Annotated in this window: 23 protein-coding genes and 1 other RNA gene; 21 read left to right on the forward strand and 3 right to left on the reverse strand. The window is 46.9% G+C overall.

Features of this window, described 5'->3' with window-relative positions; translation table 11 throughout:
- Positions 1 to 188: 188 nt before the first annotated feature.
- The gene (locus tag H7T88_RS20480; RefSeq protein ID WP_221790075.1) at positions 189 to 2,267 is read right to left on the reverse strand and encodes a transglycosylase domain-containing protein; all 2,079 of its coding nucleotides are present in this window, start codon (positions 2,265 to 2,267) and stop codon (positions 189 to 191) included.
- A 259-nt stretch (positions 2,268 to 2,526) separates the two neighbouring features.
- Here H7T88_RS20480 and speE point away from each other — a divergent pair, with 259 nt between their 5' ends.
- A complete protein-coding gene (gene speE, locus H7T88_RS20485) occupies positions 2,527 to 3,354 on the forward strand; it encodes a polyamine aminopropyltransferase (protein WP_221790077.1) in 828 nt (275 codons plus the stop codon).
- A 14-nt stretch (positions 3,355 to 3,368) separates the two neighbouring features.
- A complete protein-coding gene (gene speB / locus H7T88_RS20490) occupies positions 3,369 to 4,238 on the forward strand; it encodes an agmatinase (protein ID WP_090924873.1) in 870 nt (289 codons plus the stop codon).
- A gap of 238 nt (positions 4,239 to 4,476) precedes the next feature.
- On the opposite strand, the gene H7T88_RS28860 is transcribed toward speB, so the two are convergent.
- On the reverse strand, positions 4,477 to 4,608 hold the full coding sequence (locus tag H7T88_RS28860; protein ID WP_260410934.1) for a hypothetical protein: 132 nt from the start codon (positions 4,606 to 4,608) through the stop codon (positions 4,477 to 4,479).
- Positions 4,609 to 5,079: 471 nt separating this feature from the next.
- On the opposite strand from H7T88_RS28860, the gene H7T88_RS20495 reads away from it, so the two are divergent.
- The 5 genes from H7T88_RS20495 to argS all read left to right on the forward strand — a co-directional run bounded on the left by H7T88_RS20495 (position 5,080) and on the right by argS (position 10,794).
- On the forward strand, positions 5,080 to 6,282 hold the full coding sequence (locus H7T88_RS20495) for a WD40/YVTN/BNR-like repeat-containing protein (RefSeq protein ID WP_221790078.1): 1,203 nt from the start codon (positions 5,080 to 5,082) through the stop codon (positions 6,280 to 6,282).
- A 215-nt stretch (positions 6,283 to 6,497) separates the two neighbouring features.
- Positions 6,498 to 7,979: an alpha-N-arabinofuranosidase gene (locus H7T88_RS20500; RefSeq protein WP_221790079.1), complete on the forward strand. Its 1,482-nt coding sequence runs from the start codon at positions 6,498 to 6,500 to the stop codon at positions 7,977 to 7,979.
- Between the two features lie 3 nt (positions 7,980 to 7,982).
- A complete protein-coding gene (locus H7T88_RS20505) occupies positions 7,983 to 8,288 on the forward strand; it encodes a DUF6171 family protein (protein ID WP_221790080.1) in 306 nt (101 codons plus the stop codon).
- A gap of 404 nt (positions 8,289 to 8,692) precedes the next feature.
- The gene (locus H7T88_RS20510; RefSeq protein ID WP_090924869.1) at positions 8,693 to 9,118 is read left to right on the forward strand and encodes a YwiB family protein; all 426 of its coding nucleotides are present in this window, start codon (positions 8,693 to 8,695) and stop codon (positions 9,116 to 9,118) included.
- Positions 9,115 to 10,794, forward strand: coding sequence for an arginine--tRNA ligase (gene argS, locus H7T88_RS20515; protein ID WP_221790081.1), 1,680 nt, complete (start codon positions 9,115 to 9,117; stop codon positions 10,792 to 10,794). The genes H7T88_RS20510 and argS overlap by 4 nt, the downstream gene beginning before the upstream one ends.
- A gap of 370 nt (positions 10,795 to 11,164) precedes the next feature.
- Here argS and H7T88_RS20520 read toward each other — a convergent pair whose 3' ends face one another.
- Complete coding sequence (locus H7T88_RS20520) at positions 11,165 to 12,319, reverse strand: S8 family peptidase (protein ID WP_154892128.1); 1,155 nt, start codon at positions 12,317 to 12,319, stop codon at positions 11,165 to 11,167.
- Between the two features lie 480 nt (positions 12,320 to 12,799).
- Here H7T88_RS20520 and rpoE point away from each other — a divergent pair, with 480 nt between their 5' ends.
- The 14 genes from rpoE to H7T88_RS20590 all read left to right on the forward strand — a co-directional run bounded on the left by rpoE (position 12,800) and on the right by H7T88_RS20590 (position 26,283).
- Positions 12,800 to 13,372 (forward strand): DNA-directed RNA polymerase subunit delta, encoded by a 573-nt coding sequence (gene rpoE, locus H7T88_RS20525; protein WP_154892127.1) that lies wholly within the window; start codon positions 12,800 to 12,802, stop codon positions 13,370 to 13,372.
- 495 nt (positions 13,373 to 13,867) lie between these two features.
- A complete protein-coding gene (gene pyrG / locus H7T88_RS20530) occupies positions 13,868 to 15,472 on the forward strand; it encodes a CTP synthase (protein ID WP_090924864.1) in 1,605 nt (534 codons plus the stop codon).
- Between the two features lie 227 nt (positions 15,473 to 15,699).
- Positions 15,700 to 16,086: a response regulator gene (locus H7T88_RS20535; RefSeq protein WP_090924863.1), complete on the forward strand. Its 387-nt coding sequence runs from the start codon at positions 15,700 to 15,702 to the stop codon at positions 16,084 to 16,086.
- Between the two features lie 259 nt (positions 16,087 to 16,345).
- On the forward strand, positions 16,346 to 17,200 hold the full coding sequence (fba, locus tag H7T88_RS20540; RefSeq protein WP_056698160.1) for a class II fructose-1,6-bisphosphate aldolase: 855 nt from the start codon (positions 16,346 to 16,348) through the stop codon (positions 17,198 to 17,200).
- Between the two features lie 147 nt (positions 17,201 to 17,347).
- Positions 17,348 to 18,601, forward strand: a complete 1,254-nt coding sequence (murA, locus tag H7T88_RS20545) for a UDP-N-acetylglucosamine 1-carboxyvinyltransferase (RefSeq protein WP_090924862.1) — start codon at positions 17,348 to 17,350, stop codon at positions 18,599 to 18,601.
- A 499-nt stretch (positions 18,602 to 19,100) separates the two neighbouring features.
- Positions 19,101 to 20,426 (forward strand): transcription termination factor Rho, encoded by a 1,326-nt coding sequence (gene rho, locus H7T88_RS20550; protein WP_090924861.1) that lies wholly within the window; start codon positions 19,101 to 19,103, stop codon positions 20,424 to 20,426.
- Positions 20,427 to 20,564: 138 nt separating this feature from the next.
- Positions 20,565 to 21,839 carry a radical SAM family protein gene (locus H7T88_RS20555; RefSeq protein ID WP_090924860.1) on the forward strand — a complete coding sequence of 425 codons (1,275 nt, stop codon included), beginning with the start codon at positions 20,565 to 20,567 and terminating at the stop codon, positions 21,837 to 21,839.
- Between the two features lie 103 nt (positions 21,840 to 21,942).
- Positions 21,943 to 22,140, forward strand: coding sequence for a 50S ribosomal protein L31 (rpmE, locus tag H7T88_RS20560; RefSeq protein ID WP_090924859.1), 198 nt, complete (start codon positions 21,943 to 21,945; stop codon positions 22,138 to 22,140).
- Between the two features lie 151 nt (positions 22,141 to 22,291).
- Positions 22,292 to 22,559, forward strand: an RNA gene (ffs, locus tag H7T88_RS20565) — signal recognition particle sRNA large type.
- Between the two features lie 176 nt (positions 22,560 to 22,735).
- Positions 22,736 to 24,481 (forward strand): DNA polymerase III subunit gamma/tau, encoded by a 1,746-nt coding sequence (gene dnaX / locus H7T88_RS20570; RefSeq protein ID WP_090924858.1) that lies wholly within the window; start codon positions 22,736 to 22,738, stop codon positions 24,479 to 24,481.
- Positions 24,482 to 24,538: 57 nt separating this feature from the next.
- A complete protein-coding gene (locus H7T88_RS20575; protein WP_090924857.1) occupies positions 24,539 to 24,850 on the forward strand; it encodes a YbaB/EbfC family nucleoid-associated protein in 312 nt (103 codons plus the stop codon).
- A gap of 35 nt (positions 24,851 to 24,885) precedes the next feature.
- Entirely contained in the window at positions 24,886 to 25,485 is a 600-nt protein-coding gene (gene recR / locus H7T88_RS20580; protein ID WP_062329683.1) for a recombination mediator RecR, read from the forward strand.
- A 195-nt stretch (positions 25,486 to 25,680) separates the two neighbouring features.
- Entirely contained in the window at positions 25,681 to 25,956 is a 276-nt protein-coding gene (locus tag H7T88_RS20585; RefSeq protein WP_221790083.1) for a YaaL family protein, read from the forward strand.
- 57 nt (positions 25,957 to 26,013) lie between these two features.
- The gene (locus H7T88_RS20590; protein ID WP_221790082.1) at positions 26,014 to 26,283 is read left to right on the forward strand and encodes a pro-sigmaK processing inhibitor BofA family protein; all 270 of its coding nucleotides are present in this window, start codon (positions 26,014 to 26,016) and stop codon (positions 26,281 to 26,283) included.
- Positions 26,284 to 26,506 lie beyond the last annotated feature (223 nt).

A 26,506-nucleotide genomic window follows, 5' to 3' on the forward strand; every position in this document is an offset into this window, starting at 1 on the left:
AAAAGCAACAAGCCCCGAACCGGCAGGTTATCCGGTTTCGGGGCTTGCTTTATTTCTGTGATGAAGATGTAGCGAAGGCTTCATACAGTCGCCTGCATATTTATGAATCCTCCATGTAAATATATGGAGTCTGTTAAACCGGCCATCTTCTTGACGCAATCAAGTCATTACGGATATGCGTCATTCTGTCATTCTACCCACCAGCGTTTGAAATCACTCCACCAGGAACGCTTCTGCTCCTGTACCCCTTTTTGGTTCTGTGCTTCACGCGCCTTATCGTCCTGAGGATTGTCCAGTGGCTGCGTCTCGCCACGGCAGACCTCAGTCGGCTCCGTTCCCTGAATAAACACTTCCAGCCGTTTCTCTTCGCAGCCGTTACCAGCGAGTTTTCCGGTTTCAGGGTTAATGTAGACACTCACGACCTGATCAGGTACAGAGAAGATTTTTGGGGGGACACTTGCAAGGGCTTGTTCCGTAAACTGAGCAAAGATCGGGGCTGCGCGGCGGCCATCGGATGTCGAGATCGCCTTGCCCTGATCATAGCCCACCCATACAGCGGTAGACAGCTCTGGGGTGAATCCAACCAACCAGGCATCCGTATTGGTTGTTCCTGTTTTGCCAGCTACCGGACGTTTGATGGTGGCAGATACCCGATTGCCTGTGCCTCCGTTCTCAAAAACACTCTCCATCAGACGTGTCAGTACGTAGGCTGCTGCCGGTTCCACCACGGTGTCTGCTTTGGTCTGCGGAGATTCATACAACACACGCCCTGCCGCATCCGTCACTTGTAAAATAGCTACGGGTGGTGTCCGTTGTCCTCCAGCAGCAATAACGGAGAAGGCGGAGGCCATCTCCAGCGGACTGACAGGTGAAGTACCCAGTGCAAGAGAAGGGACAGGACTCAGCTTGCTTGTAATACCGAGCTTTTGAGCCATGTTTACGACTTGTTCTGGACTGATCTTCATAATCGTGTTGACCGCGTAGATGTTATCAGATGCAGCAATGGCTTGGCGAAGGTCAATCTCACCTAAATATTTATCGCCGAAGTTGCCGGGTTTGTACGTTTTGCGGTCATTATCGTAATGGAACAAGGTAGGCTGGCTGTTGAAAATAGATGCACTGGTAAGCTGCTTCGATTCGAGAGCAGCGAGATACATAATCGGCTTAAAGGCTGATCCCGGCTGGCGTGTTGTTGTCAGCACATGGTTGATCTGATTGGTACGATAATTTTTGCCACCAACCATCGCTTTAATGTAACCGGTGCGCGGGTCAATCGACACGAGTGCGGTCTCCAGCTCGCTTTTCGCATCCATACCTTTGGCAACCGCCATTTCCGCGGCCTTCTGCACTCGTAAATCAAGTGTCGTGTAGATGTTCAGCCCGCCGTGATCCAGCATCGCTTCGCTGATGCCAAGCTCCTTCACTGCAAGACTTCGAATGTAGTCGCGGAAATACGGTGCGTTCTCCACCGTCTTGCGCTCGCCCTCGGGTTTGAAGTTCAGCATTTCTTCGTAGGCGGAGTCCGCTTGTTTTTGCGTAATTTTACCCGTTTCAATCATGGCTTTCAGCACAATCTTCTGTCGATCCTTGGCATTTTTCATATGATTGTAGGGAGAATAATAAGTCGGTCCCTTCGGAATACCCGCAAGCATAGCGCTCTCGGCCAGATCAAGTTTCTTTGCGGATTTGCCAAAATACATCTGCGCAGCTGCCTCAATACCGTAGGCACCGTGACCATAATAGATTTCATTTAAGTACATCTGTAAGATTTCATCTTTGCTGTATTTCATCTCAAGCTGAGCGGTATACATTGCTTCCTTGGCTTTGCGTGTCCAGGTTTTCTCATGGGATAGGTAGAGGTTACGCGCAAGCTGCTGTGTTAACGTACTGGCTCCCTGAGACATTCGCATGTGCTGGATGTTGACAAGGACAGCTCGTCCCATGCCCTGAATGTCGAATCCGAAATGCTGCCTGAATTTACGATCCTCTACGGCTAGTGTAGCGTTCACCAAATCAGGGGTAATATCCTGAAGTTGTACGGGAATCGAATCCTTGCCGCCAGCGGAGAAGGTGGCGATGACTTCACCTTGACTGTCGAGTAATCTTGAGTTGCGATCCGAGTCAGCAAGGGGCAGACTGGTTGCGTATAGATATACCAAAATGGCAGCTATGGCAATCAGGCCGAGCGCCGTAAGTATGGATAGATATTTGATGAATTGGAGTACACGGAACCCGCGTTTGCGGGTCTTGACACTTGGCTTGTTCATGGAACGGGCTCCTCTCTTTTCTTTCCAGTATGGGACGGGAATAACCGGGATATTCAATTGGGCTGCGAAGTGAACAAATTCTAGCCAATTTTGGCCTGAAAACCGTTTTACAGTTGAATCGTCTATCGCGTATAATGCAAAAGGGTAATGAAAAGGTAGGGTTCGGCACAACATACTAAAGCATGTGTGGACGAACAGACCAGTGATTATGCATTTTAAAATGATCACTCATTACTTTTACGGAAAGAAGGTAGCGATCATGGAATTGTGGTTTACAGAGAAGCAGACCCCTGTGTTCGGCATTACCGCTAAGATTAAGCAGACTTACGTCACGGAGCAAACGGATTTTCAGGATCTCGCGATGGTTGAAACCGAAGAATTCGGCAATATGCTTGTACTGGACGGCATGGTGATGACGACGGTTAAGGACGAGTTTGTATATCATGAAATGGCGGCACATCCGGCCTTGAACACTCACCCAAATCCGAAAAAAGTGCTGGTGGTTGGCGGCGGTGACGGCGGTGTAATCCGTGAAGTCATCAAACATGCGGCTGTAGAAAAAGCAGTTCTCGTCGAAATTGACGGTAAAGTGATCGAATATTCCAAAATGTATTTACCTGAAATCGCCGGCAAGCTTGATGAGCCGAACGTTGAAGTGCTCGTTAACGATGGTTACATGCATATCATTGAACATAAAGATGAGTACGATGTTATTATCGTGGACTCAACAGAACCTGTAGGCCCAGCTGCTCCGCTCTTCGAGCGTGGTTTCTATCAGGGGATCTATGAAGCACTCAAAGAAGACGGGATCTTCGTTGCCCAGACGGACAACCCTTGGTTTAAGGCGGATCTGATCCAGAAGGTGAACAAAGATGTCAAAGAAATCTTCCCGATCGTACATGTGTACGGCTGTAATATTCCAACCTACCCAAGTGGTCTATGGACATTTACCATGGGCAGCAAAAGGCATGATCCACTTGAGGTGGACGAGACTCAAATTCCGGAGATGGATACGAAGTATTACTCTCCACGTCTGCACAAAGCGGCATTTGTACTTCCAAAATTCGTGGAAGATTTAACGAAATAAAGGGGAAATGAAGAATGAAACTGGATCAAGCTTATTCAGGAAACGTATTTATTTGCAGCTCTGAGGATTATGAAAATTCGAAAGCGGTCATCTACGGTATGCCGATGGACTACACCGTCAGCTTCCGCCCGGGTTCCCGTTTCGGCCCGGCTCATATCCGTCAGGCATCGGTTGGACTTGAAGAGTACAGCCCGTATCTGGATAAAAGTATCGTGGATATGACCTATTTTGATGCGGGAGACCTGCTTTTGCCGTTCGGCAACGCGGGACGCAGCCTTGAGGTTATCCATGAATACATCGGCAACCTGCTGGCAGATGACAAGTTCCCGATTGGCCTTGGTGGTGAGCACCTCGTGACATGGCCCGTGATTCAACAGATGTACAAGAAATACCCGGATCTGATCCTGATCCACATTGATGCACACGCAGACCTTCGTGAACACTATGAAGGCGAGCCTCTGTCTCACTCCACACCTGTGCGTAAAGCTGCTGAACTGATGGGCGGTCAAAATATTTATCAATTCGGTATCCGTTCCGGCTCCCGCGAGGAATTCCAGTATGGTCGTGAGAACATTAACTTCTACCCGTTTGAAGTAGCGGCTCCAATGAAGGAAGCTCTGCCGAAAATGGGCAACCGTCCAGTTTATGTAACGATCGACATCGACGTGCTTGATCCGTCTGCTGCACCAGGAACTGGAACAGCAGAAGCTGGCGGAATCACATCCAAAGAACTGCTTGAAGCGGTTCACATGATTGCTGGATCGGATGTGAACGTTGTTGGCTGTGACTTGGTGGAAGTAGCACCAATCTATGATCCGACACAACAGACACAGATCGTAGCTGCCAAGTTGATTCGTGAAATGCTGCTTGGATTCGTGAAGTAAGTGAACTTAACTTCTGTTTCGAGCTATGTTATACTGGAAACAGAAGTGTTAGTAATATATTTAATTAATATATTGTGGTCGTGAAGTATAGGGTCTGCGGGTTCAACCATATACTAAATAAAGAGTCATTATCGTTGGCGCGATAATGACTCTTAGGACCCGAAAGGCTGTGGATTGCCACGGCGTGCATGAATTAAATAATGCTATTCAAGCAAAACCCACCGTCAGGCGATCAACCTTATGAGGTGGGTTTTTGCTTGTTACGAAACTTTTTACGCAACCAACGGTAAAGCCTTCGTCCACTCAGCACAATGCTGAGGATCGCAGCAATCCACCGGATTACATCAAGCAACGCCACAAGTTTGACCATCGACGTCACCCCCTTTCGGACAGCAACGCCGTGATCATAAAACATCCACACTCAATCATAAGTCCATACCTCTAATTATAGCACATACGTTCCTATTACAACCATATTTATAATTCAACTTGTTGTAGCCATGACGGGTTATTTTAATTTCAGCTTCATGCTTGTAAATCTGGTAACGTTATTTGGTGCTTATGCCATCAGGGAATATAAATCCAGTAAAATCTCTTTCGCTTTATGTCTGATCCTAAGTATCAGTTTTGTTATGCTGGCTATTCAGTCTTATTCATTGTCATAAAGAATGAATGGAGAAAGAGACACATAACTTATGGCACGCCACTTTTATCCAGATGAACTCCGTCATGGGTAAAGGTGGTTTTTGTTTTTATCTTGCAAAATTGTCATCTGCTTTCACCCGAATTGTTACGTTATGATGCGCGATTTGGGGTAAAACGATAGAAGGAGGTGTTACCAATGAGAATCAAGACAACCAAGAACACCAAGACATGGAAACAAGCAAGCGCGATAACTCTAGTGCTTACACTATTATGGGGAATGGGACAGGCTCATACATTACCTGATGCTAGCGCAGCACCTTCAACCGCGACATGTGGCACAGGAGATCATGGACTGACATCAGAACTGAAAAAAGGCAGTGGCGTGGAAGAGCAGCAATTGCAATTCACGGATATCAATTTTCTAAATCAAACTACAGGACGGGCGGCAGGTAAAAGGTTCTTGATTGGAACTTCGAATGCGGGCTGTACTTGGCAACCCATATACATGGGACAGTGGCAGTTTGAACAATTAAACTTCCCAAATAACGTTACAGGATATGCACTGGCGGGCGTAAAGGGCTCCTCACTAACGTATCTCATACGTACGGACGATGGAGGTTCACACTGGAAGAGACTGAGTACACCAGGTGTTCCGCCGTTTAAGCGGATTGATTTCGGGGATAAAAATAACGGCTACGGATACAGCTATAACGGTGCATATCGAACTGTCGATGGCGGTGTGAATTGGAGTGAAATAAATACACCAGCCAACACTAGAGCCGCTACATTTATTACAGATAAGTTGGGGTATGCTGTTGTAGTTGTACCCGGGACAGGCTATAAGATCGAGAAGACGAGTAATGGAGGCAAGAGTTGGAATACAGCTCTTCAGGTGAAATCCGGTACATGGAACAGAGCAGACCTGTATGCAAATGGATCTCAGGTATGGGCTATCCTATATGGGGATGCGGGCATGTCCCAGCAATCCTACTCCCTGTATGCGAGTGGTGATCAAGGAGAGAACTGGAGGCAGGTTTTCGCTCAATCGACAGCAGGCGCAGGGCCGGCCCCCGGTGCCAATCAAGATGGCAAAGGAACCGGACCGGCTAATCCCGGTGGACATCCAGGCAACATGGCACTGATTGGTAAAAAGACCGCTTATCTCTCTGCTGGATCGCCAGCGGCAGACAAGGTTGGAATTGGGCATTCCTTTGATGGAGGTTCCACGTGGAAAAACATTGATCTGAAAGCTCAAGGCTACAGCTCCCGTATCTCGTTCCCTACAACCAAGATCGGCTGGCTTGTTGTGACAAGTACGAACGCACCTGCCGTTTATGCAACAACAGATGGTGGAATAACCTGGTCAGCGAAAATTTTATTTCGCTCAGAACAGAATTAACAAATTATAAAATGAATTAATGTATTAGCTAATTCATAGTAAAAACGATCTATGTGTATTTTTAATTGAATTAAAATGATGTAACCTCATAATGAGCCCTTTTCCTGAGATTTGATATGGAAAAGGGCTTTTTTTTCATGAAACAAAAGGCTTGAAACCTGTCTCGAAACAGGTTATTGTAAGCGTTGACAACATATTTCAAGGAGGTTGAAATAATGGTTAATGTTATTTTAAAGGCTGATTCAGATAAAGGATTAATAAATCGCAATATATATGGTCACTTTTCCGAGCATTTGGGACGTTGTATTTATGAAGGCCTCTGGGTGGGTGAAGATTCACCTATTCCAAATACGGAAGGTATTCGGAACGATGTACTTGCGGCACTTCAGAAGCTGAACATTCCTGTGCTTCGCTGGCCAGGTGGTTGTTTTGCTGATGAATATCACTGGAAGGATGGTGTAGGGCCAAAAAGTGAACGTGCACGCATGATTAATACCCACTGGGGTGGAGTGGAAGAGAATAACCATTTTGGTACACATGAATTCATGAGGCTGTGTGAACTGCTGGGGACAGAACCTTATATCAGCGGCAACCTAGGCAGTGGAACCGTGCAGGAAATGCAGGAGTGGGTAGAGTACATTACGTTTGATGGTGAGTCTCCTATGGCGAACTGGCGGAAGCAGAACGGCCGGGAAGAACCGTGGAAGCTGAAGTATTTTGGCGTCGGCAATGAGAACTGGGGCTGCGGTGGAAACATGCGTCCAGAGTATTATGCGGATGAATATCGTCGTTACGCTACATATGTACGTAATTATTCAGAAAATCAGATTTACAAAATTGCTTGTGGACCGAATGACAGCAACTATGAGTGGATGGAAGTGTTGATGAGAGAAGCAGCCCGTTTCATGGATGGCATTAGCCTTCATTATTACACGATTCCGACAGGTGTATGGGAAGATAAAGGGAATGCTACCGGTTTTGGAGAGGCTGAATGGTTCACTACATTGAAAAAAACGCTGTTTATGGATGAATTACTTGTAAAGCACTCCGAGATCATGGACAAATATGATCCGGAAGGCCGAGTAGGCATTATCGTAGATGAGTGGGGGACATGGTACAACGTTGAACCAGGAACCAATCCGGGTTTTCTATACCAGCAGAATACCATGCGGGATGCAGTACTTGCGGCGGTGAACCTGAACATCTTCAATCAGCATAACAAACGGGTGCATATGGCGAATCTGGCTCAGATCGTTAATGTACTTCAATCGCTTGTGTTTACTGAAGGGGATAAAATGATCCTGACGCCGACGTACCATGTGTTCGATATGTATCAGGTCCATATGGATGCACAGCGCCTGGATCTCAGTTATGAGAGCCCGGGGTATACATTTGGTGAGGAGACGATTCCGCAACTCAGTCTGTCTGCATCACGGAACAAAGATGGCGTTATTCATGTGACAGGATGTAATCTCAGTCATACGGATGAGCTTGAAGTAGTCGTGCAACTGGAGGCAGGTCAAGCGGCAAGCGTATCGGGACAGTTGCTCCATAACACTGACTTTGGGGCATTTAATACGTTTGAACAGCCAGATCAGGTGAAACTTGTAGCTTGGGAAGGGCTTGTTTTGGAGAATAATACATTGCGTTTTGTGTTACCTCCGGCTTCCGTTGGTGTGGTCGCTGTTCAGGGTTAAGGTATGAAGCCTAGCAATCACCAATACCAACAGCAGCCCCGTGAGGGAAGAAACGAACCCTGTAAGGGTTGTGACAGCCAGTATGATATTCATATCAGTGATGCCAAAATGGCCCGTCTGGTGGAGATCGCTTCACGCTCACGCACTACGGTAGAGGATGAGGAGTATGAGCGTCGCCTTGCGATCTGCTCAGGCTGCCCTGATCTGCAATATGGAACAACATGCCGGCACTGCGGCTGCCTTGTACAAGTGCGCGCGAAACTGGCCGACTCCACCTGTCCCTATCCGTATGCATCGCAGTGGGCATGAACAGAGTTCATCATTTTATGTTTGAAACTGGGTAAACAAGTATGTTGTTATATTGCCTAGATACGTTTCATTATAATGTAGTAAGAGAGCAAGCCCAATGAAGCAAAGTGGCAAAGTGAATGAAGTCAGACAGCCAGATGATGAAGCAAGATAACGAGATAGATGTGAATTAAGGGAGGGCTGCACGATACGGGTGCAGCTCTCCTTTTTGATGTCATAACAAAAAAACTCTGAATTTGGATTTGAATTGAGCGGGTGAACTGGATATAGTTATACAGTAGAGTGTAGGAGAGCAAGTTTATTCGGAATATGAGCGTGTATAGCGACACAACCATTCAGGAAGGGCTGTTCTCACCAGCTGTCCTGATTTTGCGTCGCCTCGAATATAATGGAGGTTAACATTCATGTCGAAGATGCGACCGGTTCAGATCCGGCTGCACAGCCGTTATGAAGGGGAAGATGTACTGCAGGAAATGCAGGGAGAAGCTGTGGTCAAGGGAGCATACTTGTATGTTCGTTACGAAGAGCCACAGGCTGGACCCGAGGGAGGCATCACTCGTACAACATTGAAGCTGGGCGGACAATCCATCAAGATTATACGTCATGGTGAGGTGGAGTCGGAGCAGACGTTTGAATTAAACCGAAAGCTTCCAGGTTTCTACCGTTCACCATATATGTCGTTTGCCCTGTCCACGCATACACAGAAGCTGGAACTTTCCATTCAGGGATTGAGCGCACGCGCAGCGTGGAGCTACGACTTTTACCGCTTTGATGAAGAAGCCGGACATTTTGCGATTAGTTTGCATATACAGGAGGAACCAAATTCATGACACGTAATCCACTAGATACGATTAACGAACGGGTAAGTACAGCCATTGGCAATGCGATTGTTGCTGCTGGTATCGTAACACAGGAAGAGCTTCCAGCTATTACACTTGAAGTGCCGCGCGAGAAGTCCCACGGCGATCTGGCTACCAATGCAGCGATGCAGTTGACCAAGATTGCCAAACGGAACCCTCGTCAGATTGCCGAGGAAATCATCGCTAACCTGAATCTTGCAGAAGCCGGAATTGAAAAGGCGGAGATTGCGGGACCAGGATTCATTAACTTCAAATTGAACAAGAGTTATCTCTATCCCGTGCTTAACTTGGTGCATGAGCAAGGCGAGAACTACGGAAGAATTGAAGTTGGAGCGGGGAAAAAGGTAGAGATGGAATTTGTCAGCGCCAACCCGACAGGCAGTCTGCATCTGGGCCATGCCCGCGGAGCAGCTGTAGGGGATGCGCTGTGCAACATCCTCGATTACGCAGGTTACGATGTAACTCGTGAATATTACATTAATGATGCGGGTAACCAGGTATTTAATCTGGCCCGTTCTATTGAAGCGCGTTATCTGCAAGAGCTGGGTCAAGAAGCCGAAATGCCGGAAGATGGCTACCATGGTGAAGACATTAAAGGTTTCGCGAAGGAACTGGTTGCTGAAAAAGGAGACAGCTTGCTGTCTATGCACCCGGGAGATCGCGCGGCATACTTCCGTGATTATGGTCTGGAGAAAGAACTGGACAAGATCAAACGCGACCTGAACCGCTTCCGTGTGAACTTCGATATCTGGTTCAGCGAAACATCGCTGTATGATAACGGTGAAGTGCTTCGCGTGCTGGACGAGCTTCGTGACCGCAACGAGATTTATGAAAAAGACGGCGCAACTTGGCTGAAAACGATGCAATATGGTGATGACAAGGAGCGCGTTCTGATCAAAAACGACGGTACGTATACCTATCTGACACCGGATATTGCATATCACCGCGATAAATACTCCCGTGGTTATGACACGATGATCAACATTTGGGGAGCGGATCACCACGGCTATATTCCGCGTATGAAAGCAGCAATGCAAGCGCTGGGCAACGATCCGGACAAGCTGGTAGTTTTGATTGCACAGATGGTTAGCTTGTTCCAGAATGGCGAGAAAGTAAAAATGTCCAAACGTACAGGTAAAGCTGTAACGATGGAAGACCTGATGGATGAGGTTGGCATTGATGCCATTCGTTATTTCTTCACGATGCGTAGCATGGATTCCCATCTGGACTTTGACATGGATTTGGCGATTTCGACATCCAATGAAAATCCGGTATTCTACGTACAATATGCACATGCGCGTGTGTGCAGTGTGTATCGTCAAGCCGAAGAGCAAGGTATCGAGTTGTTGCCACTGGCACAGATCGATCTGTCCAAGCTGACTACCGAGCACGAGTATGACCTTCTTCGTAAAATGGGAGAATTACCTGAAGAGATTGCTGCAGCGGCTACAGGTTATGCGCCGCATCGCATCATTCGTTATGTCTACGAACTGGCATCCCTGTTCCATAGTTACTACCGGGCTGATCGCGTCATTACCGAAGACGCGCAGCAGACCCAGGCGCGCTTGGCGCTGATCGGTGCCGTTCGCACCGTCATCGCAACAGCGCTCCGTCTGGTGGGCGTATCCGCACCAGACAAAATGTAATCCCTTCGGCCAAGCGGCGGGCAGCTTCCTGCCGCTCGGCCGAAGGCAAAGTCTCCATGCCCCGCGCGAGCAGTTGCTAACGCGCGCGGGCATGGAGACTTTTTTGTGCCCGTGGCTGGCGGTGGCCAGCACCTGGCCCTTGCGGGTACTGGCGATGCTCGCCAAGTACCCGTAAAGGGCTCAGGCTTGCCGCCTGCCGCGGGCACCCAGCAGTGCCCTGCCATCGGCACAGCCGCAGGGCACTGCTTCAAGAGCAGGCTCGGTTGTGCCTGCTCTCGCTCTTGCCTGCTGCGCAAGGCGTGCCCGGCAGTGGCCGGCACCCGTTGCTGCGCAGCACAGGTGCTGGCGGCGTGTAGCATGCGCCGCCAAGTCACCCCCCGCCCTCTTGCATCAGCTTGAGGGCGTCTAGCTCGCCACCGCGGACTTTACTCTTCGCGGTGGTGCTTTTACGGGCGCGCAGCGGAACCGTCGCGCGCTTCACAAGCGTCTTGATCTCGGCTGGAGACAAGCCGGGATGTTTGGCGAGCAGCAATGCGATTGCGCCGCTCACATGGGAGGTGGCCATGGATGTTCCACTCATCTCATGGTGCTTGCCTTGCACCCAGGAGGACACAATTTTGTCCCCGGGAGCATAGACGTCCACATAAGCACCGCGATTGCTGAATGAAGCAATACGTCTGTTTTTGTCGGTAGCCCCAACCGAGATGGTCTGCGGATATCGAGCAGGATAATCGATGCTGCGGCGCTTGCCGTCATTTCCTGACGAAGCCACAATGACGATTCCTGCTTGATATGCACGGTTGACCACATCAAGCAAAGATTTACTTCGTGTTTTCATACCGAAACTCATATTGATAATATCCACCTTGTTGCGTACACACCAGTCGATGCCGAGTACGATGTCCGAGACATAAGCGGAGCCGTTGTGATCAAAGGCTTTGACGGGGTAGATTAATGAACGCGGGGCAACGCCGATCATGCCTTCGGTACTGTTGGCTGCGGCAATGGTTCCTGCAATATGGGTACCGTGACCGTTGTCATCATGGGGAAGCAAGCTTCGGTTCAACAGATTAATGCCACGGGCAAGGGAGTATCGTAGATCAGGGTGATGGTAATCTGCTCCTGTATCAATAACACCAATTTTGATTCGGTGTCCTGTTGAAACAGACCATACTTTAGGGGCTCGAATTTGCTTCACACCCCAGGGTATGCCTTGAGGGGTGCTGGGTTTGTTGTGGAGTGCAGTAGAATGCAGCGAGACAGGAGTGTCTTCCTCTAACGTAATGTCGTCCCCGTATCGATATAACACGTCCGGGCTCTGGACAGGAGCGATGAGAGTTCTGGCAAGCCTTGAGGTTCGAACGCCTCCCAGATCGGTGAATTCATTGCGCATTCGGGATAATTCAACGAGACAGGCCTCGTACTGCTGCGGTTTGGCGAATCGAATCAGATAACGTCCCCCGTGTTCAGGTTCGGGGCATCTCATTCCGTCAATCAACTGATGCAATAAACCGGTATAGTCCATTATGGGCTGCCCCCTTCGGGATGAACATGCTGAGGTATTCTATGAATGCGCTCATCCCGGCGCATGGGGAACTTGCCCTTTTTTTATAAAAACACATTCTCTCCGTGTCAAAACGGGCGCAGGTACATATGATGGATGGAGGGCTAGAGGGCTCTTGCGGGGAACCTGGTGAGGAGCAATCCTACGAGGGTATACAGTCAGAAGGCGGAGGGGACTCCGTCTTTTACATATGGTTTGGGCTTTTGTTCATAGAGATAGCGTACATATTATTCATTGCTTCCTTATCATTCTGTCTCTCGAAGTGAGAAGATCGGGATATGGATCAAAGGACGGATGTGTAAATATGGGACATGCTTACATAAAAACTTGCTTTTTAACGCTAAATAGGTTTTACTTAGGTTTGTTAATGGATATGTTATACGTAACGATCCAGTTTGCAGGGGATATAAAGTGAATTATGTGTGAGAGGAAGTGTCTTCAGTGAGTACCTCGCTCAATTTGAAAATTGATAAAGAAAAGGTAAGAGAGATCCCTTTGGTGGATCTGGCCTTTATGGTGCTGAAAGCGGCAAACACGCCGTATTACTACCGGGATTTGATGAATGAGGTAGCGAAACAGCGCGGAATGACAGATGAAGAGATCAACGAGTATATCGCCCAGCTGTATACCGAAATTAATATCGATGGCCGTTTTGCTTGCGTCGGTACGAGTCTTTGGGGATTGAAACGCTGGTATCCGGTTGTTGGATCGGAAGATTCCATGACGGGTGCGAAGCGTCCGCGTATCATCAACGATGAAGATGATGATCTGGAAGACGAAGACTTCGGTGAAGAGGACGACAGCTACAACAGTGACGAAGACTTCGACAGCACAGATGATGATCAAGACGAAGATGAAGACGAAGATGACGATGATGATGACATCTTTGATGAAGAAGACAGTGAAGAAGAAGTGCTGGTTGAAGATGACGATTTGGAAGACGAAGACCTCGAAGAAGACGAAGAAGAGTCCGAAGACGAGGATGAATTTGACGACGATTCCGATAATCGGTAATCCTTTTTGCTGACGAAAAATTGCCCGTTTTTTCCCCGATAGTCAGCCTTGACAGCAGACGGGGTAACGGGTAAACTATTGCATGGGCTTATGAATGAGCGACAATATATTTATGTTTTTTTAGAGAAAGTGCCCCGTCCTGCGGGAGTACTTTCTTTTTGTATTTTTAGAGGCAGAATGATGCCAAACGATTACTTTTCCGACTGCTTCCGGCCAAACCTTTTCGGCCTGTTTTTTTGTATGTTCAAACAAAGAAAATGGAACTACCGACGAGGTTTGTAGTGGGACAAGCGTGGATGAAGGCTCCCGGAAAGTTTGCATTATTTTTTGCCAGGAATGATGTGTTAGTTAAAGCCGTCTTCGCTGGAAAGGGCAGTTCGCAGATGCAGTTAATTTCTGCCATTGCTCTTTTTAACGATGATTACCTGGGAAACGGGTTACGATAACACCATATATCGCCTGAATTTCTGTACTTATATTAGGAGGGTAATAACAGTGACAAAGTATATTTTCGTGACGGGCGGAGTTGTGTCCTCCCTGGGCAAAGGGATTACAGCAGCCTCGCTGGGCAGATTGCTGAAGAACAGAGGACTCAAAGTAACAATCCAAAAATTCGATCCATACATCAACATTGACCCGGGAACCATGAGTCCTTATCAACATGGTGAGGTATTCGTAACGGATGATGGCGCAGAGACGGACCTGGACCTTGGCCACTACGAACGTTTTATCGACATCAACCTTTCCAAAAACAGCAATGTCACGACAGGTAAAGTGTACTCTTCTGTAATCAGCAAAGAGCGTCGCGGAGAGTATCTGGGCGGTACAGTTCAAGTCATTCCACATATCACAAACGAGATCAAAGAGCGTGTATTCCGCGCTGGACGTGAAGCGGGTTCGGATGTTGTTATTACCGAGATTGGCGGAACGGTGGGTGACATCGAGAGTTTGCCATTCCTGGAAGCGATTCGTCAGATCAAGAGTGATGTAGGTCGTGACAACGTGATGTACATTCACGTTACACTGATTCCATATATCAAAGCAGCGGGTGAAGTCAAAACAAAACCGACACAACACAGTGTGAAGGAATTGCGTAGCATTGGTATCCAACCAAACGTTATCGTTTGTCGTACGGAATATGAGCTGTCCAAGGACATGAAGGCCAAAATCGCACTTTTCTGTGATATTGACGAGAATGCAGTCGTTGAATGCCGTGATGCAAGCACGTTGTATGAAGTACCACTTAACCTTCGTGAAGAGGGTCTGGATGAAATCGTGGTTAACCATCTGAAACTGACTACTCCTGCACCGGATATGAGCGAGTGGGAAGGTCTGGTGAACCGGATCAGCAAGCTGGAGCGTACGGTCGAGATTGCAATCGTTGGTAAATATGTGGCATTGCATGATGCGTACCTGAGTGTTGTAGAGTCCCTGTCACATGCAGGGTTTGCATCCAATGCGGACGTGAAGATCCGCTGGGTTCCTTCTGAAGATATTACCGATGAGAATGTAGGCGACATGTTGCATGGTATTGGTGGTATTCTTGTTCCTGGTGGCTTCGGTGATCGCGGTATTGAAGGCAAAGTATCGGCAATTCGTTATGCCCGTGAAAAAAATATTCCGTTCTTCGGAATTTGCCTGGGTATGCAGGTTTCTGTCATTGAATATGCACGCTCTATCGTTGGTTTGAACGGAGCAAACAGTTCGGAGATTAACCCGGCTACCGAGTTCCCGGTAATTGACCTGCTGCCTGAGCAAAAAGATATTGAAAATCTGGGCGGTACGATGCGTCTTGGTCTGTACCCTTGTAAGCTGCAGGAAGGTTCTTTGGCGATGTCATGTTACGACGATGAGTTGGTATACGAAAGACACCGTCACCGGTACGAGTTTAACAACGAATACCGTGAAGCGATTGAAAAAGCAGGTCTTGTTATTTCCGGTACATCACCGGATGGACGCCTGGTTGAGATTGTGGAACTTCCTGGACACCCTTGGTTCTTGGCAGTACAGTTCCATCCGGAATTCACTTCCCGTCCGAACCGTCCGCAACCATTGTTCCGTGAGTTTGTGAAAGCTTCTCTGGAGAACGCGGAGAAATAATAAATTGAATCATTGAAAACCCTAGTATTATGAGGATGTTTCTGGCTGCTATTATAGCGCGGAAACGTCCTTTTCTTTTTAATAAAGATGTAGATTGATTTACCCTTTGTCAATTTGAGATAATAGAAGGATTTTACTGGAAGAGGTAGAATACTTATCATGACGACTATGGGATAGTTATCCAGATGTAATGTGTATATGCTTTCCTAATTCTAGGAGGTTACAGCGTGGAAGAGAAAAAAGTTCTGATTGTCGATGACCAAAACGGTATTCGTATTCTACTGATGGAAGTGTTCAGCAGCGAAGGGTATAACACATTTCAGGCGGCAAACGGCAAGATTGCGCTCGAAATCGTCAATAAGGACAAGCCGGATCTCGTTCTGCTGGACATGAAAATTCCGGGGATGGACGGGCTTGAAATACTGAAGCATATCAAGGAGATTGACCCTGATATCAAGGTTATTATGATGACGGCGTATGGAGAACTTGACATGATCAAGGAAGCTACCGATCTTGGCGCGCTCATGCATTTTACGAAACCGTTTGATATTGATGAGATGCGTGTGGCCGTTAATATGCAACTTCGCAATGGCGCTGCGAACAAATGCAGCTAAATCCTGTCGATACAGGATTTTTTTGCGTCAACCACCAACCACATGTAATCATGAGAAAATGGAGTATTTCACCTGTTAGTGTAGGGAATATTGGAAATGGTAACGCCATCATGCCGTGTCTGTGAAAACTGTGCTGCAAAGCACAGCATTTTTGCAAAAGCTTGTTTAGTATTTGACATGGGATGTGGTATAATAAGCCCGTATGTGATTTCGGCTAAAAACCATAGACACAACCCAAACCCCTAGGAGGATTGAAACCATGCCATTAGTATCTATGACAGACATGTTGAACAAAGCACTTGAAGGAAAATATGCAGTTGGTCAATACAACATCAACAACCTTGAGTGGACTCAAGCGATTCTTACTGCTGCTGAAGAAGAGAAATCCCCAGTAATTCTGGGCGTATCCGAAGGTGCAGCACGTCACATGGGCGGCTTTACTACTGTAGTTAAAATGGTAGAAGGACTCTTGATTGACATGAAAATTTCCGTACCAGTTGCAATCCATCTGGATCACGGTTCAAGCTTCGACAAATGTAAAGAAGCAATCGATGCTGGCTTTACATCCGTTATGATCGACGGTTCCCATCACTCCATCGATGAGAACATCGAAATGACTAAAAAAGTCGTTGAATACGCACACGCTAAAGGCGTTTCTGTAGAAGCTGAAGTTGGTACTGTAGGCGGACAAGAAGACGACGTTATCGGTGGTATTCAATACGCTGACTTGAACGAATGTATCCGCATCGTTAAAGAAACAGGTATCGATACTTTGGCACCAGCTCTGGGTTCCGTTCACGGTCCTTACCAAGGCGAGCCAAACCTCGGCTTCAAAGAAATGGAAGAAGTTCGTGACGCGGTACAAGTTCCACTCGTATTGCACGGTGGTACAGGTATTCCTAAGCACGATATCGATAAAGCAATCTCTTTGGGTACTTCCAAAATCAACGTGAACACAGAGAACCAAATCTCGTTCACAAAAGCAGTTCGTGAAGTGCTTGCAGCAAAACCAAACGCTTACGATCCACGTACGTTCATCGTACCAGGCCGTGATGCAATCAAAGAAACTGTTAAAGGTAAAATCCGTGAGTTTGGTTCCAACAACAAAGCGTAATTTATCTTTAAAAGTTCCATACTGTGAAATGGAAGAACACCGCCTAGCCGGTGTCTTTCCATTTTCACACCTTATTTCTACATCGTTAGCCATCAGCACGTATTGCCGTTCATCGGCTGCAAAACACGTAGGGGGACATTAAGCTTTATGGAAAAATTAATGATTAGTGGCGGACGTCCGTTACAGGGAACTGTAACTATAAGCGGTGCCAAAAACAGCGCCATTGCGCTTATTCCTGCAGCATTGCTTGCCGAGTCAGAGGTCGTGTTGGATAACTTGCCATTACTCAGTGACGTGGCCGTATATGCAGAAATTTTGGAGGAACTTGGGGCGCGTGTGACTTGGGAAGGTAGTCAGATGAAAATTGATCCTTCTGATATTAAATCCATTCCGATGCCAAACGGTCCTGTGAAGAAACTTCGTGCTTCTTATTATATGATGGGAGCACTGCTTGGACGTTTTAAAGAAGCAACAATAGGTTTGCCCGGAGGTTGTAATTTTGAACCTCGTCCAATTGATCAACACATCAAAGGGTTTGAAGCGCTTGGCGCAACCGTGACGAATGAACATGGCTCTATCCATTTGTATGCCAAAGAGCTACGCGGAGCTAAAATATATCTTGATGTAAGCAGTGTTGGTGCAACCATCAACATTATGCTGGCGGCCACTCGTGCCAAAGGCTCTACAATTATTGAAAATGCGGCTAAAGAGCCTGAGATTATAGATGTAGCAACACTTTTGAATTCTATGGGTGCCAGCATCAAAGGTGCAGGTACAGAAACGATTCGAATCGAAGGGGTCTCGGAGCTTAAGGGTTGCCGTCACTCCATTATTCCGGATCGGATTCAAGCGGGCACGTATATGATCGCTGCGGCGGCCACGCGCGGAGATGTACTCATTGATAATGTCATCCCCAAACATCTGGAGGCTTTAACGGCCAAGTTGCTGGAGATGGGAGTGGGTATCGAGGAGCTGGACGAAAGTATTCGGGTTATTGGACAGCCGCAGTACAGTCATGTTGATGTAAAGGCGCTGGTATATCCAGGATTCCCTACCGACCTGCAGTCCCCAATGACCAGTGTATTAACACAAGCGAACGGTGTAAGTGTACTGAGTGACTTTGTATACAGCAATCGGTTCAAACATGTGCCTGAACTGGTTCGTATGGGCGCCAAAATCCGTGTGGAAGGCCGATCAGCCATTATTGAAGGCAGTGCACTGAATGCGGCTAAAGTAAAAGCGTCGGATCTTCGTGCTGGTGCAGCACTAGTCATCGCGGGACTTACCGTCAGTGAAGGAGTTACTGAGGTGACGGGAGTTGAGTTTATTGATCGTGGTTACGATCATTTGGTGACCAACCTACGTTTGCTTGGTGCAGACGTGTGGCGGGAAACCGAATAGGTATTGATTAAGGCGCAGCATCGCAAATATTCCCGCTTGAAGCGTGTTTTGTAGCGGTGCTGCATAACCTATAGTAGAATAGGGTATACTATTCTAATAGATTTTGTATTCTCTTCCGGATATGATGAACTGTAACAGGTTCTCGTTTCGGAGGGTCTTTTTTTGAAATAAACATCATAAGGCTTTAGAACACATCATTTCTTATATTGTTTTTGAAAATCATTCCCTTTCTCCAATCCCCGGATTTGTTTGAACCTGCGCTTCATAGCCGGTCTTCCCGGATCGATCGCCCCATGTTTGGAGTTCACTCATTAAGGATTATGCCATGTAATGGCCATTCCACCCGGAAACTTACACACCAAGACATGTATTTGCATTATAACGGTTACATTCCGTACAATGGATAGAAGAGATTGTGGTAGAACTGCTTTCTATGGCTTGAATTAGCTAACGAAACTATCCATTTCACGGACTCATTAATTGAATAGGTGGTTATTATATGGATCTGCAAATTTCCGATTTGGAAGAAATGAAATTAACGGACCTCTATAAGCTGGCGAAAAAATACCAGATTCCTTATTACGGGACCCTTAAAAAGAAAGAATTAATCTTTGCAATACTCCGTGCGCAAGCGGAACAAAGTGGTTTGATGTTTATGCAGGGCGTGCTCGAGATTTTACCTGAAGGTTACGGCTTCTTGAGGCCAATCAACTATTTGCCAAGTACAGAAGATATTTATATCTCGGCCTCACAGATTCGCAAGTTTGATTTACGAACGGGTGACCTTGTATCAGGTAAGTGTCGAACGCCAAAAGAAAATGAGAGATATTTCGGTTTATTGCAAGTTAACGCTGTGAATGGTGAGAATCCATCGGCGGCTGCGGAGAGACTTCACTTCCCGGCATTAACCCCATTGTATCCGCAGAAGAAACTGGTTCTTGAAACATCCCCGAGCCATTTATCCACACGTATTATGGATGTGCTTGCCCCTGTAGGGTTGGGACAACGTGGATTGATCGTAGCACCTCCCAAAGCCGGTAAAACGCTTCTCCTCAAAGAAATTGCCAACAGCATCTCAACTAACAATCCAGAAATTGAACTTTTTGTCCTGTTGATTGATGAACGTCCAGAAGAAGTAACGGATATGTCTCGTTCGGTAAAAGGTGAAGTTGTCGCTTCCACGTTTGATGAGTTGCCCGAGAATCATATCAAAGTAGCGGAACTGGTGCTGGAGCGCGCTCTGCGTTTGGTTGAAGCCAAAAAGGATGTCGTTATTTTGCTCGATAGTATCACACGTCTGGCTCGTGCATATAACCTGGTGATTCCACCATCTGGACGTACACTAAGTGGTGGTATTGATCCAGCAGCATTCCATCGTCCAAAGCGTTTCTTTGGTTCTGCTCGTAACGTGGAGGAAGGCGGTAGCTTGACTATTTTGGCAACAGCGTTGATTGATACGGGGTCGCGTATGGATGACATCATTTATGAAGAATTTAAAGGTACGGGTAATATGGAGCTTCATCTGGATCGCAAATTGGCTGAACGCCGTATTTTCCCTGCCATCGATATTCGCCGTTCCGGTACACGCCGTGAAGAGGTATTGCTTAGCAAGGAAGAGCTGGATACGATCTGGGCTATTCGTAAAAATATGAATGATTCCCATGACTTCGTTGAAGGTTTCCTGAAAAAACTACGCAACAGTAAAACGAATGCCGAGTTCCTGGCTGCGTTTGACGCGGCTGGCAATGCGCCCTCCAGCAATGCTGGAACGACGACAACTCGCCGTTCCCCAAGACAAACGGCTACATCAGGAACATCGAATTAACATTTGAACTGCAGTTTGAATTCGTATAACGTAGCCATGATCGTTGTAAGATAAAGATGTGGCTGACTGTACAATCAACTGACTGCAATATAATATACTCGTCGTCAGGTTTAACCCAATAGATGTGAGGAGAACATCATGTATTTAGTATACGCAGATGAAAAAGGTAATGTTTTTGATCATCCCTCCCTGTACGGACTCGCCCGTAGTGGAGATATGATTGTCGAGATAATGGAGGATGAGTTGATTCCTCTGCCGGACGGTGCAACATTGGTTGGTCTTCCAAGCACCCGTCCTATCGGTATGGACCCGGATACAGGCGAGATGTTGCCGTTGCCGAGTGATACACAAGCTGTAGGGGCTCTGTTGCCGCAAGGTTTTACGCGTCTGTGCTTGCCGGGTTACGTAAAAACGGATAAGGATTACAAGCTGCCGTTGTTTGGATACTCGGCTGTCGTTTGGAAAGATGGCGGTTTCTACGTTACGGCTTCCCAGTCCGATATTCCTGAGAAGTGGAATCCGATGAACTGTGATCGTGACGATGTGCGCTCTGGGGTTAAACGATTTACGGAGAAGTATCCAGAGAACCGTTTATACACCCACCTGTCCAATTGTGCACTGGGTTATGAGTGTCTCACGTCTTCCAACACATTCTTGAATCGTTGGGAAGGCGGCGTTCCTGTATCATACTCATGTAATGCTGGTTGTTTCGGTTGTATCTCTGAACAGCCGGATGACAGTGGATTTGTATCACCTCAAACACGGATGAATTTCCGTCCTCGTGTAGATGAGATCGTTGAAGTGATGCTGGAACATCTGAAAACACCCGAATCTATTATTAGCTTCGGACAGGGGTGTGAAGGTGAACCTTCCACACAGGCCAAGCTGATCATCGAAGCTATTCGCGAAGTGCGCTCCATTACGGATATGGGTTACATCAACATTAATACCAATGCTGGATTGAATGATCATATCCGCGGAATTGTGGATGCGGGGCTGGATCTGATGCGTGTGAGTACGATCAGTGCATTGGATGATCATTACAACGCGTATTACAAACCTCGTGGATATACATTGGCTAATGTAGAGAAATCAATGAAGTACGCTGCGGAGCAAGGGGTATATACCTCCATTAACTATCTGATCTTCCCGGGTGTAACCGATCGTGAGGAAGAGATCGAGGCAATGATTGAATTTGCACGCCGCACCAACCTGCGATTGATTCAGATGCGTAACCTGAATATTGACCCGGAGAGCTATCTGGAGTTAATTCCGCCAGCACAGGGAGATATATTGGGAATGAAGCAGATGCTGGAGATATTTGCGGAAGAGTTGCCGGATGTTGTCATCGGGTCGTATACGCATGTTCCACCGGCTGGGATGGCTCGTCCCAAAAAGCTAATTACCTCTTGAATGAATTAGATTGCAACCGGGTTTAGGCCGTGTTATAATCTGCTGTGTTGTGCCATTTACTCTGGGTCCGCTTGAGGCTCAGGGCGGAAAGAGGTGAAAGGTAATGAAAGAAGCAATTCATCCTAAATACACGATTGGTCAAGTATCCTGCGCATGCGGTAATACTTTTGAGACTGGTTCGGTTAAAGAAGGACTTCGTGTAGAGATTTGCTCCGCGTGCCACCCGTTCTTCACAGGTAAACAGAAGTTTATCGATGCTGGCGGCCGTGTGGACCGTTTCAAAAAGAAATACGGAATCTAATCGTACAATTCCTTGTGGATTGTCTAATTATTGTATCCCAATCACCCCTGCTATTTTGGCAGGGGTTTTTAGTTACTTATACAGAGAAGTGTGTGGTTTCCATTTTCCAGCCGGTTGCATTTTGGACTACCTTGCGTTATACTATTTCTTACCGTGCTAGATGGGGAGGTAGCGGTGCCCTGTAACTCGCAATCCGCTATAGCGAGGTTGAATTCCTGTTAGAGGTTTTGTCGATGTGAGGTTTGGTCCCTGAACGTGGTGTTGACGGTTGGGTCCTCCGCAATGAGTACTCATGAACCTGGTCAGGTCCGGAAGGAAGCAGCCATAAGTGAGATCACTCTTGTGCCGGAGGGTTGCCTAGCCTGAGCTATTGTTCAGGGGTGCCGCTTGGATCGCAAATATCGATAGCAGGTGCACGGCTTAACCTTTTAAATTGTAGAGACCTTTGCAGCAGTATAAATGCAGGGGTCTTTTTTGATATGTTAAAAAACCGCGTATGAAATGAGTCAGATAAAGTTTGGATTCACTCTGGAATATAGTATAATGGGGTGACGACAACGGACTCGAATGCGAAGTGGAAGGAAGGTAACGCATCATGGAGCATATCGCGTTATACCGGGCGTGGCGTCCTCAGTCGTTCCAGGATATGGTGGGACAACAACATATTATTCAGACCTTGCAGAACGCGATTCGTGAACAGCGGACCTCCCACGCTTATTTGTTTAGCGGTCCCCGAGGGACGGGGAAGACAAGTGCGGCCAAAATATTGGCCAAGGCTGTAAACTGTGAACGCGGACCTGCAACTGAGCCTTGTAACGAATGTGAGGCTTGCCGCCGAATTACGAATGGCGCTGTTATGGATGTGCAGGAGATTGATGCTGCCTCCAATCGGGGCGTCGAGGAAATCCGTGATCTTCGGGAAAAGGTGAAGTATGCCCCTACCGAAGTCCGGCAGAAAGTTTATATTATTGATGAAGTGCACATGTTGACGACAGAGGCGTTCAATGCTTTGCTCAAAACATTGGAGGAGCCGCCGCCACATGTAATGTTTATTTTAGCAACGACAGAACCGCATCGTCTGCCTGCTACCATTATATCGCGTTGTCAGCGATTTGATTTTCGCCGCGTATCTCTGGAAGAACAGACAGCCAGATTGACTTTGATCTGTGAACAGGAAGGGATGGAAGCGGATCAAGATGCGTTGCAGTACATTGCCCGTCTATCTGATGGTGGGATGAGGGATGCGCTCAGTGTGCTGGATCAAATCTCTTCATTTACCGATGGGAAAGTAACGTATCAGCAGGTTATGGACATGACAGGCGGTATTCCTTCAGAACAATTTGCCAAGCTCGCATCCTCCTTGCTCAAAGGGGATGTCGGTCATATTTTGCAGATGATCGAGGGCTTTATGCATGAAGGCAAGAGTGCGGACAAATGTATGGAGAATCTGCTCTACTATTTCCGGGATTTACTGATGATCAAGATGGTGCCAGATGCGGACAAACTGACGGATCGGGTGTTGAACCCGGAATCGTTTCGAGATATGGCGGAATCGTTTACGAAGGAACAGTTGTTTCAGATGATCGATACGCTGAATCGGTACCAGAGTGAGATGAAATATGCAGTTCAGCCGCAGACATTGTTTGAGGTGGCTCTGCTTAAACTGTGTAGTATCCCGGCTATGGGCGGAGCTGCTTCATCGGTTGGAGTGACTTCTCCTTCTGCACCCGCTGATACTGGAGAGATCAATCGATTGAAACAGCAGCTTGCTGAGCTGGAGAAAAAGCTAGATCGAGCGCTCAAGAGTGGTCTGTCAGGTGGGGATGCGGCTTCAAATGCTCCTGCACGACCGGCAACACGTGCGCCAATGTCCAGAGCGAACGCTCCAGTGAAGCTTCCGGCGAATTTGGATCAATATATTGCGCGCAAAGGATCTTCAGAATTCACGGAGATCAGCAAAAAATGGAGCCAGATTTTGCAACGTGTCAAAGAAGAGAAAGTTACGGTTCATGCTTGGTTTATGGATGGAGAGCCGGTTTCACTGCTCGAAGACAATGTGCTGGTTGCTTTTAAGAACAACATCCACCGTGAAACAACCGAAAAACAGGCGAATCGTGATGTCATTGAGCGGGTGCTTTCGGAACAGCTTGGGCGTCCGGCTCGACTTGTGACGATGATGCTTAGGGACTGGACTGGTGCGATGGAAGGAGCTTCTGAAACGCCAAAGGAGGATTTTAAGCTTGAACCAGAGCATGAAGATGGTGGTTCAGGCGATAAACAGCCTTGGATTGATGAAGCTATTCAGTTATTTGGCGAAGATCTCGTAGTCATTAAAGAGTAGTACATTACGATGTAATGTGTATAATTTGAGATAACTATATTAAAGGAGATGACGGATATGAATAACATGAACCAAATGATGAAACAAGTGAAGAAAATGCAGGAGCAAATGCTGAAGGCGCAGGAAGAACTCGCGGACAAAACGGTTCAAGGTACTTCTGGCGGCGGAGTGGTAACTGCTGAAGTTAACGGGCATAAAAAACTGCTTGCCATCACGATCAAGCCTGAAGCCGTAGATCCGGATGATGTTGAAATGCTTCAAGACCTTGTCATGACTGCTGTGAATGATGCTTTGACAAAAGCAGATGAAATTGCGAATCAGGATATGGGTAAATTCACGGGTGGCATGAAAATTCCGGGGTTATTTTAGTATAAACTGATCCTGTCAAAAGGAGACACAACCGATTGTATTATCCTGAACCGATAGCCAAGCTGATTGATGCCTTCACCCGTCTTCCTGGGGTGGGTCCGAAGACAGCGGCTCGTTTAGCTTTTCATGTGCTTAACATGAAGGAAGATGACGTTATTGATTTTGCCAAAGCGCTCGTGAGTGTGAAGCGTAATCTCCATTACTGTTCTGTGTGCTGTAATATTACAGATACAGACCCTTGCCGGATATGTCAGGATAAGTCGAGAGATGTGTCCGTCATCTGTGTAGTCCAAGATTCGAAAGATCTGGTAGCTATGGAGCGGACTAAGGAATTCGATGGGTACTACCATGTGTTGCAGGGGGCAATTTCTCCAATGGAGGGAATTGGTCCGGATGATATACGCTTGAAAGAGCTGTTAACTCGTTTGAGTGATGAGCGGGTAAAAGAATTGATTTTGGCGACTAATCCCAATATTGAGGGAGAAGCTACGGCGATGTACATTTCCCGCCTAGTGCGTCCGTTTGAAATTAGTGTGACCCGTATTGCTCACGGATTACCCGTGGGCGGCGATCTGGAGTATGCAGATGAAGTTACACTTTCGAAGGCGCTGGAAGGACGCAGAGAGATGCGCTAATGTATCTAGTTGCGTGTGAGCTTGATAAGGGTGTCGTTCGTATAGAAGACAATCCAATAAATTGATTTATATTGCAAGAGAGAGCCGTGAGCTCTCTCTTTTTTTTATTATAAAAGTAGATCTCCGAGTTCTAAGTTTGTCCCTTCCTTGATATGTATGAGAGTGTGCTATACGGATGGATAAGGGAGGGTGTTTATGTTGATATGGCGAAAAAAGCGTAGCTTAAGGGACGGGAAGAAGAGAGAGCTTGCGAAACTGGAGGCGGAGTTGGTTTATGTGGATGTGCAGAAGGCCAAACAAGAGTGGGAACGTGCGATGCGACAGTTTGAGGATGCTCTGGGAGAGGATGAGATCGATTATGCCATCTATGTCCTTGAAGCGGCCGAGAGGAAATATCAAATTCATTTGAAACGGGCCAAACGGTTGATTGGGATGGATGTGACTACTACCGATCGAGGACTCAGTGTGTAATTAGAGTAAGGTGGCTGAGTATACAGGTGATTTTATATATAGCTGGAGGTGGAATGTATGAAGGGTGTTATTCTGGGAAGCATATTGGTTGCCTCTCTGTTGGCACTGGTTGTTGTTTTGTTTAGAAAACGCTTAGGGTTATCAATCTTTACATCAATCGGAATTCATGTGGTGCTTGCGGCTGCTGGGATATATGTCGTAAATTACTCGGGTTGGATAACAGGAATTTATATCCCTTTAAATCCTGCAACAATAGGTACAATTACTGTTCTGGGACTCCCGGGGGTTGGTCTGTTATTGGGGTTGAAAATTTCTTTATTCGGGTAGTTGACTACCGAGCAATATATATGGTACATTATATCTCGTTGCTTTGCTTGCTTGGTTACACGCTTTGCTTGAAACAAATGAAGTTCATTATGAACTTCAAAAATAATTTCAAAAAAAGGCTTGACCAAAACAAACGAAGTATGATATATTATAAAAGTCGCCGCTGAGACAAAATGGTGATGAAAAAAGAAGTTTGATCTTTGAAAACTGAACAACGAGTGAG

Origin of the sequence: Paenibacillus cucumis (ex Kampfer et al. 2016), assembly GCF_019748695.1 — a bacterium.
Lineage (GTDB): Bacteria > Bacillota > Bacilli > Paenibacillales > Paenibacillaceae > Paenibacillus > Paenibacillus polysaccharolyticus.

What these genes read in the sequence shown, in the direction of transcription:
- H7T88_RS20480 (WP_221790075.1), bottom strand. Translation starts at nt 2,267, where the DNA reads ATGAACAAGCCAAGTGTCAAGACCCGCAAACGCGGGTTCCGTGTACTC.
- speE (WP_221790077.1), top strand. Translation starts at nt 2,527, where the DNA reads ATGGAATTGTGGTTTACAGAGAAGCAGACCCCTGTGTTCGGCATTACC.
- speB (WP_090924873.1), top strand. Translation starts at nt 3,369, where the DNA reads ATGAAACTGGATCAAGCTTATTCAGGAAACGTATTTATTTGCAGCTCT.
- H7T88_RS28860 (WP_260410934.1), bottom strand. Translation starts at nt 4,608, where the DNA reads ATGGTCAAACTTGTGGCGTTGCTTGATGTAATCCGGTGGATTGCTGCG.
- H7T88_RS20495 (WP_221790078.1), top strand. Translation starts at nt 5,080, where the DNA reads ATGAGAATCAAGACAACCAAGAACACCAAGACATGGAAACAAGCAAGC.
- H7T88_RS20500 (WP_221790079.1), top strand. Translation starts at nt 6,498, where the DNA reads ATGGTTAATGTTATTTTAAAGGCTGATTCAGATAAAGGATTAATAAAT.
- H7T88_RS20505 (WP_221790080.1), top strand. Translation starts at nt 7,983, where the DNA reads ATGAAGCCTAGCAATCACCAATACCAACAGCAGCCCCGTGAGGGAAGA.
- H7T88_RS20510 (WP_090924869.1), top strand. Translation starts at nt 8,693, where the DNA reads ATGTCGAAGATGCGACCGGTTCAGATCCGGCTGCACAGCCGTTATGAA.
- argS (WP_221790081.1), top strand. Translation starts at nt 9,115, where the DNA reads ATGACACGTAATCCACTAGATACGATTAACGAACGGGTAAGTACAGCC.
- H7T88_RS20520 (WP_154892128.1), bottom strand. Translation starts at nt 12,319, where the DNA reads ATGGACTATACCGGTTTATTGCATCAGTTGATTGACGGAATGAGATGC.
- fba (WP_056698160.1), top strand. Translation starts at nt 16,346, where the DNA reads ATGCCATTAGTATCTATGACAGACATGTTGAACAAAGCACTTGAAGGA.
- murA (WP_090924862.1), top strand. Translation starts at nt 17,348, where the DNA reads ATGGAAAAATTAATGATTAGTGGCGGACGTCCGTTACAGGGAACTGTA.
- rho (WP_090924861.1), top strand. Translation starts at nt 19,101, where the DNA reads ATGGATCTGCAAATTTCCGATTTGGAAGAAATGAAATTAACGGACCTC.
- H7T88_RS20555 (WP_090924860.1), top strand. Translation starts at nt 20,565, where the DNA reads ATGTATTTAGTATACGCAGATGAAAAAGGTAATGTTTTTGATCATCCC.
- rpmE (WP_090924859.1), top strand. Translation starts at nt 21,943, where the DNA reads ATGAAAGAAGCAATTCATCCTAAATACACGATTGGTCAAGTATCCTGC.
- dnaX (WP_090924858.1), top strand. Translation starts at nt 22,736, where the DNA reads ATGGAGCATATCGCGTTATACCGGGCGTGGCGTCCTCAGTCGTTCCAG.
- H7T88_RS20575 (WP_090924857.1), top strand. Translation starts at nt 24,539, where the DNA reads ATGAATAACATGAACCAAATGATGAAACAAGTGAAGAAAATGCAGGAG.
- H7T88_RS20585 (WP_221790083.1), top strand. Translation starts at nt 25,681, where the DNA reads ATGTTGATATGGCGAAAAAAGCGTAGCTTAAGGGACGGGAAGAAGAGA.
- H7T88_RS20590 (WP_221790082.1), top strand. Translation starts at nt 26,014, where the DNA reads ATGAAGGGTGTTATTCTGGGAAGCATATTGGTTGCCTCTCTGTTGGCA.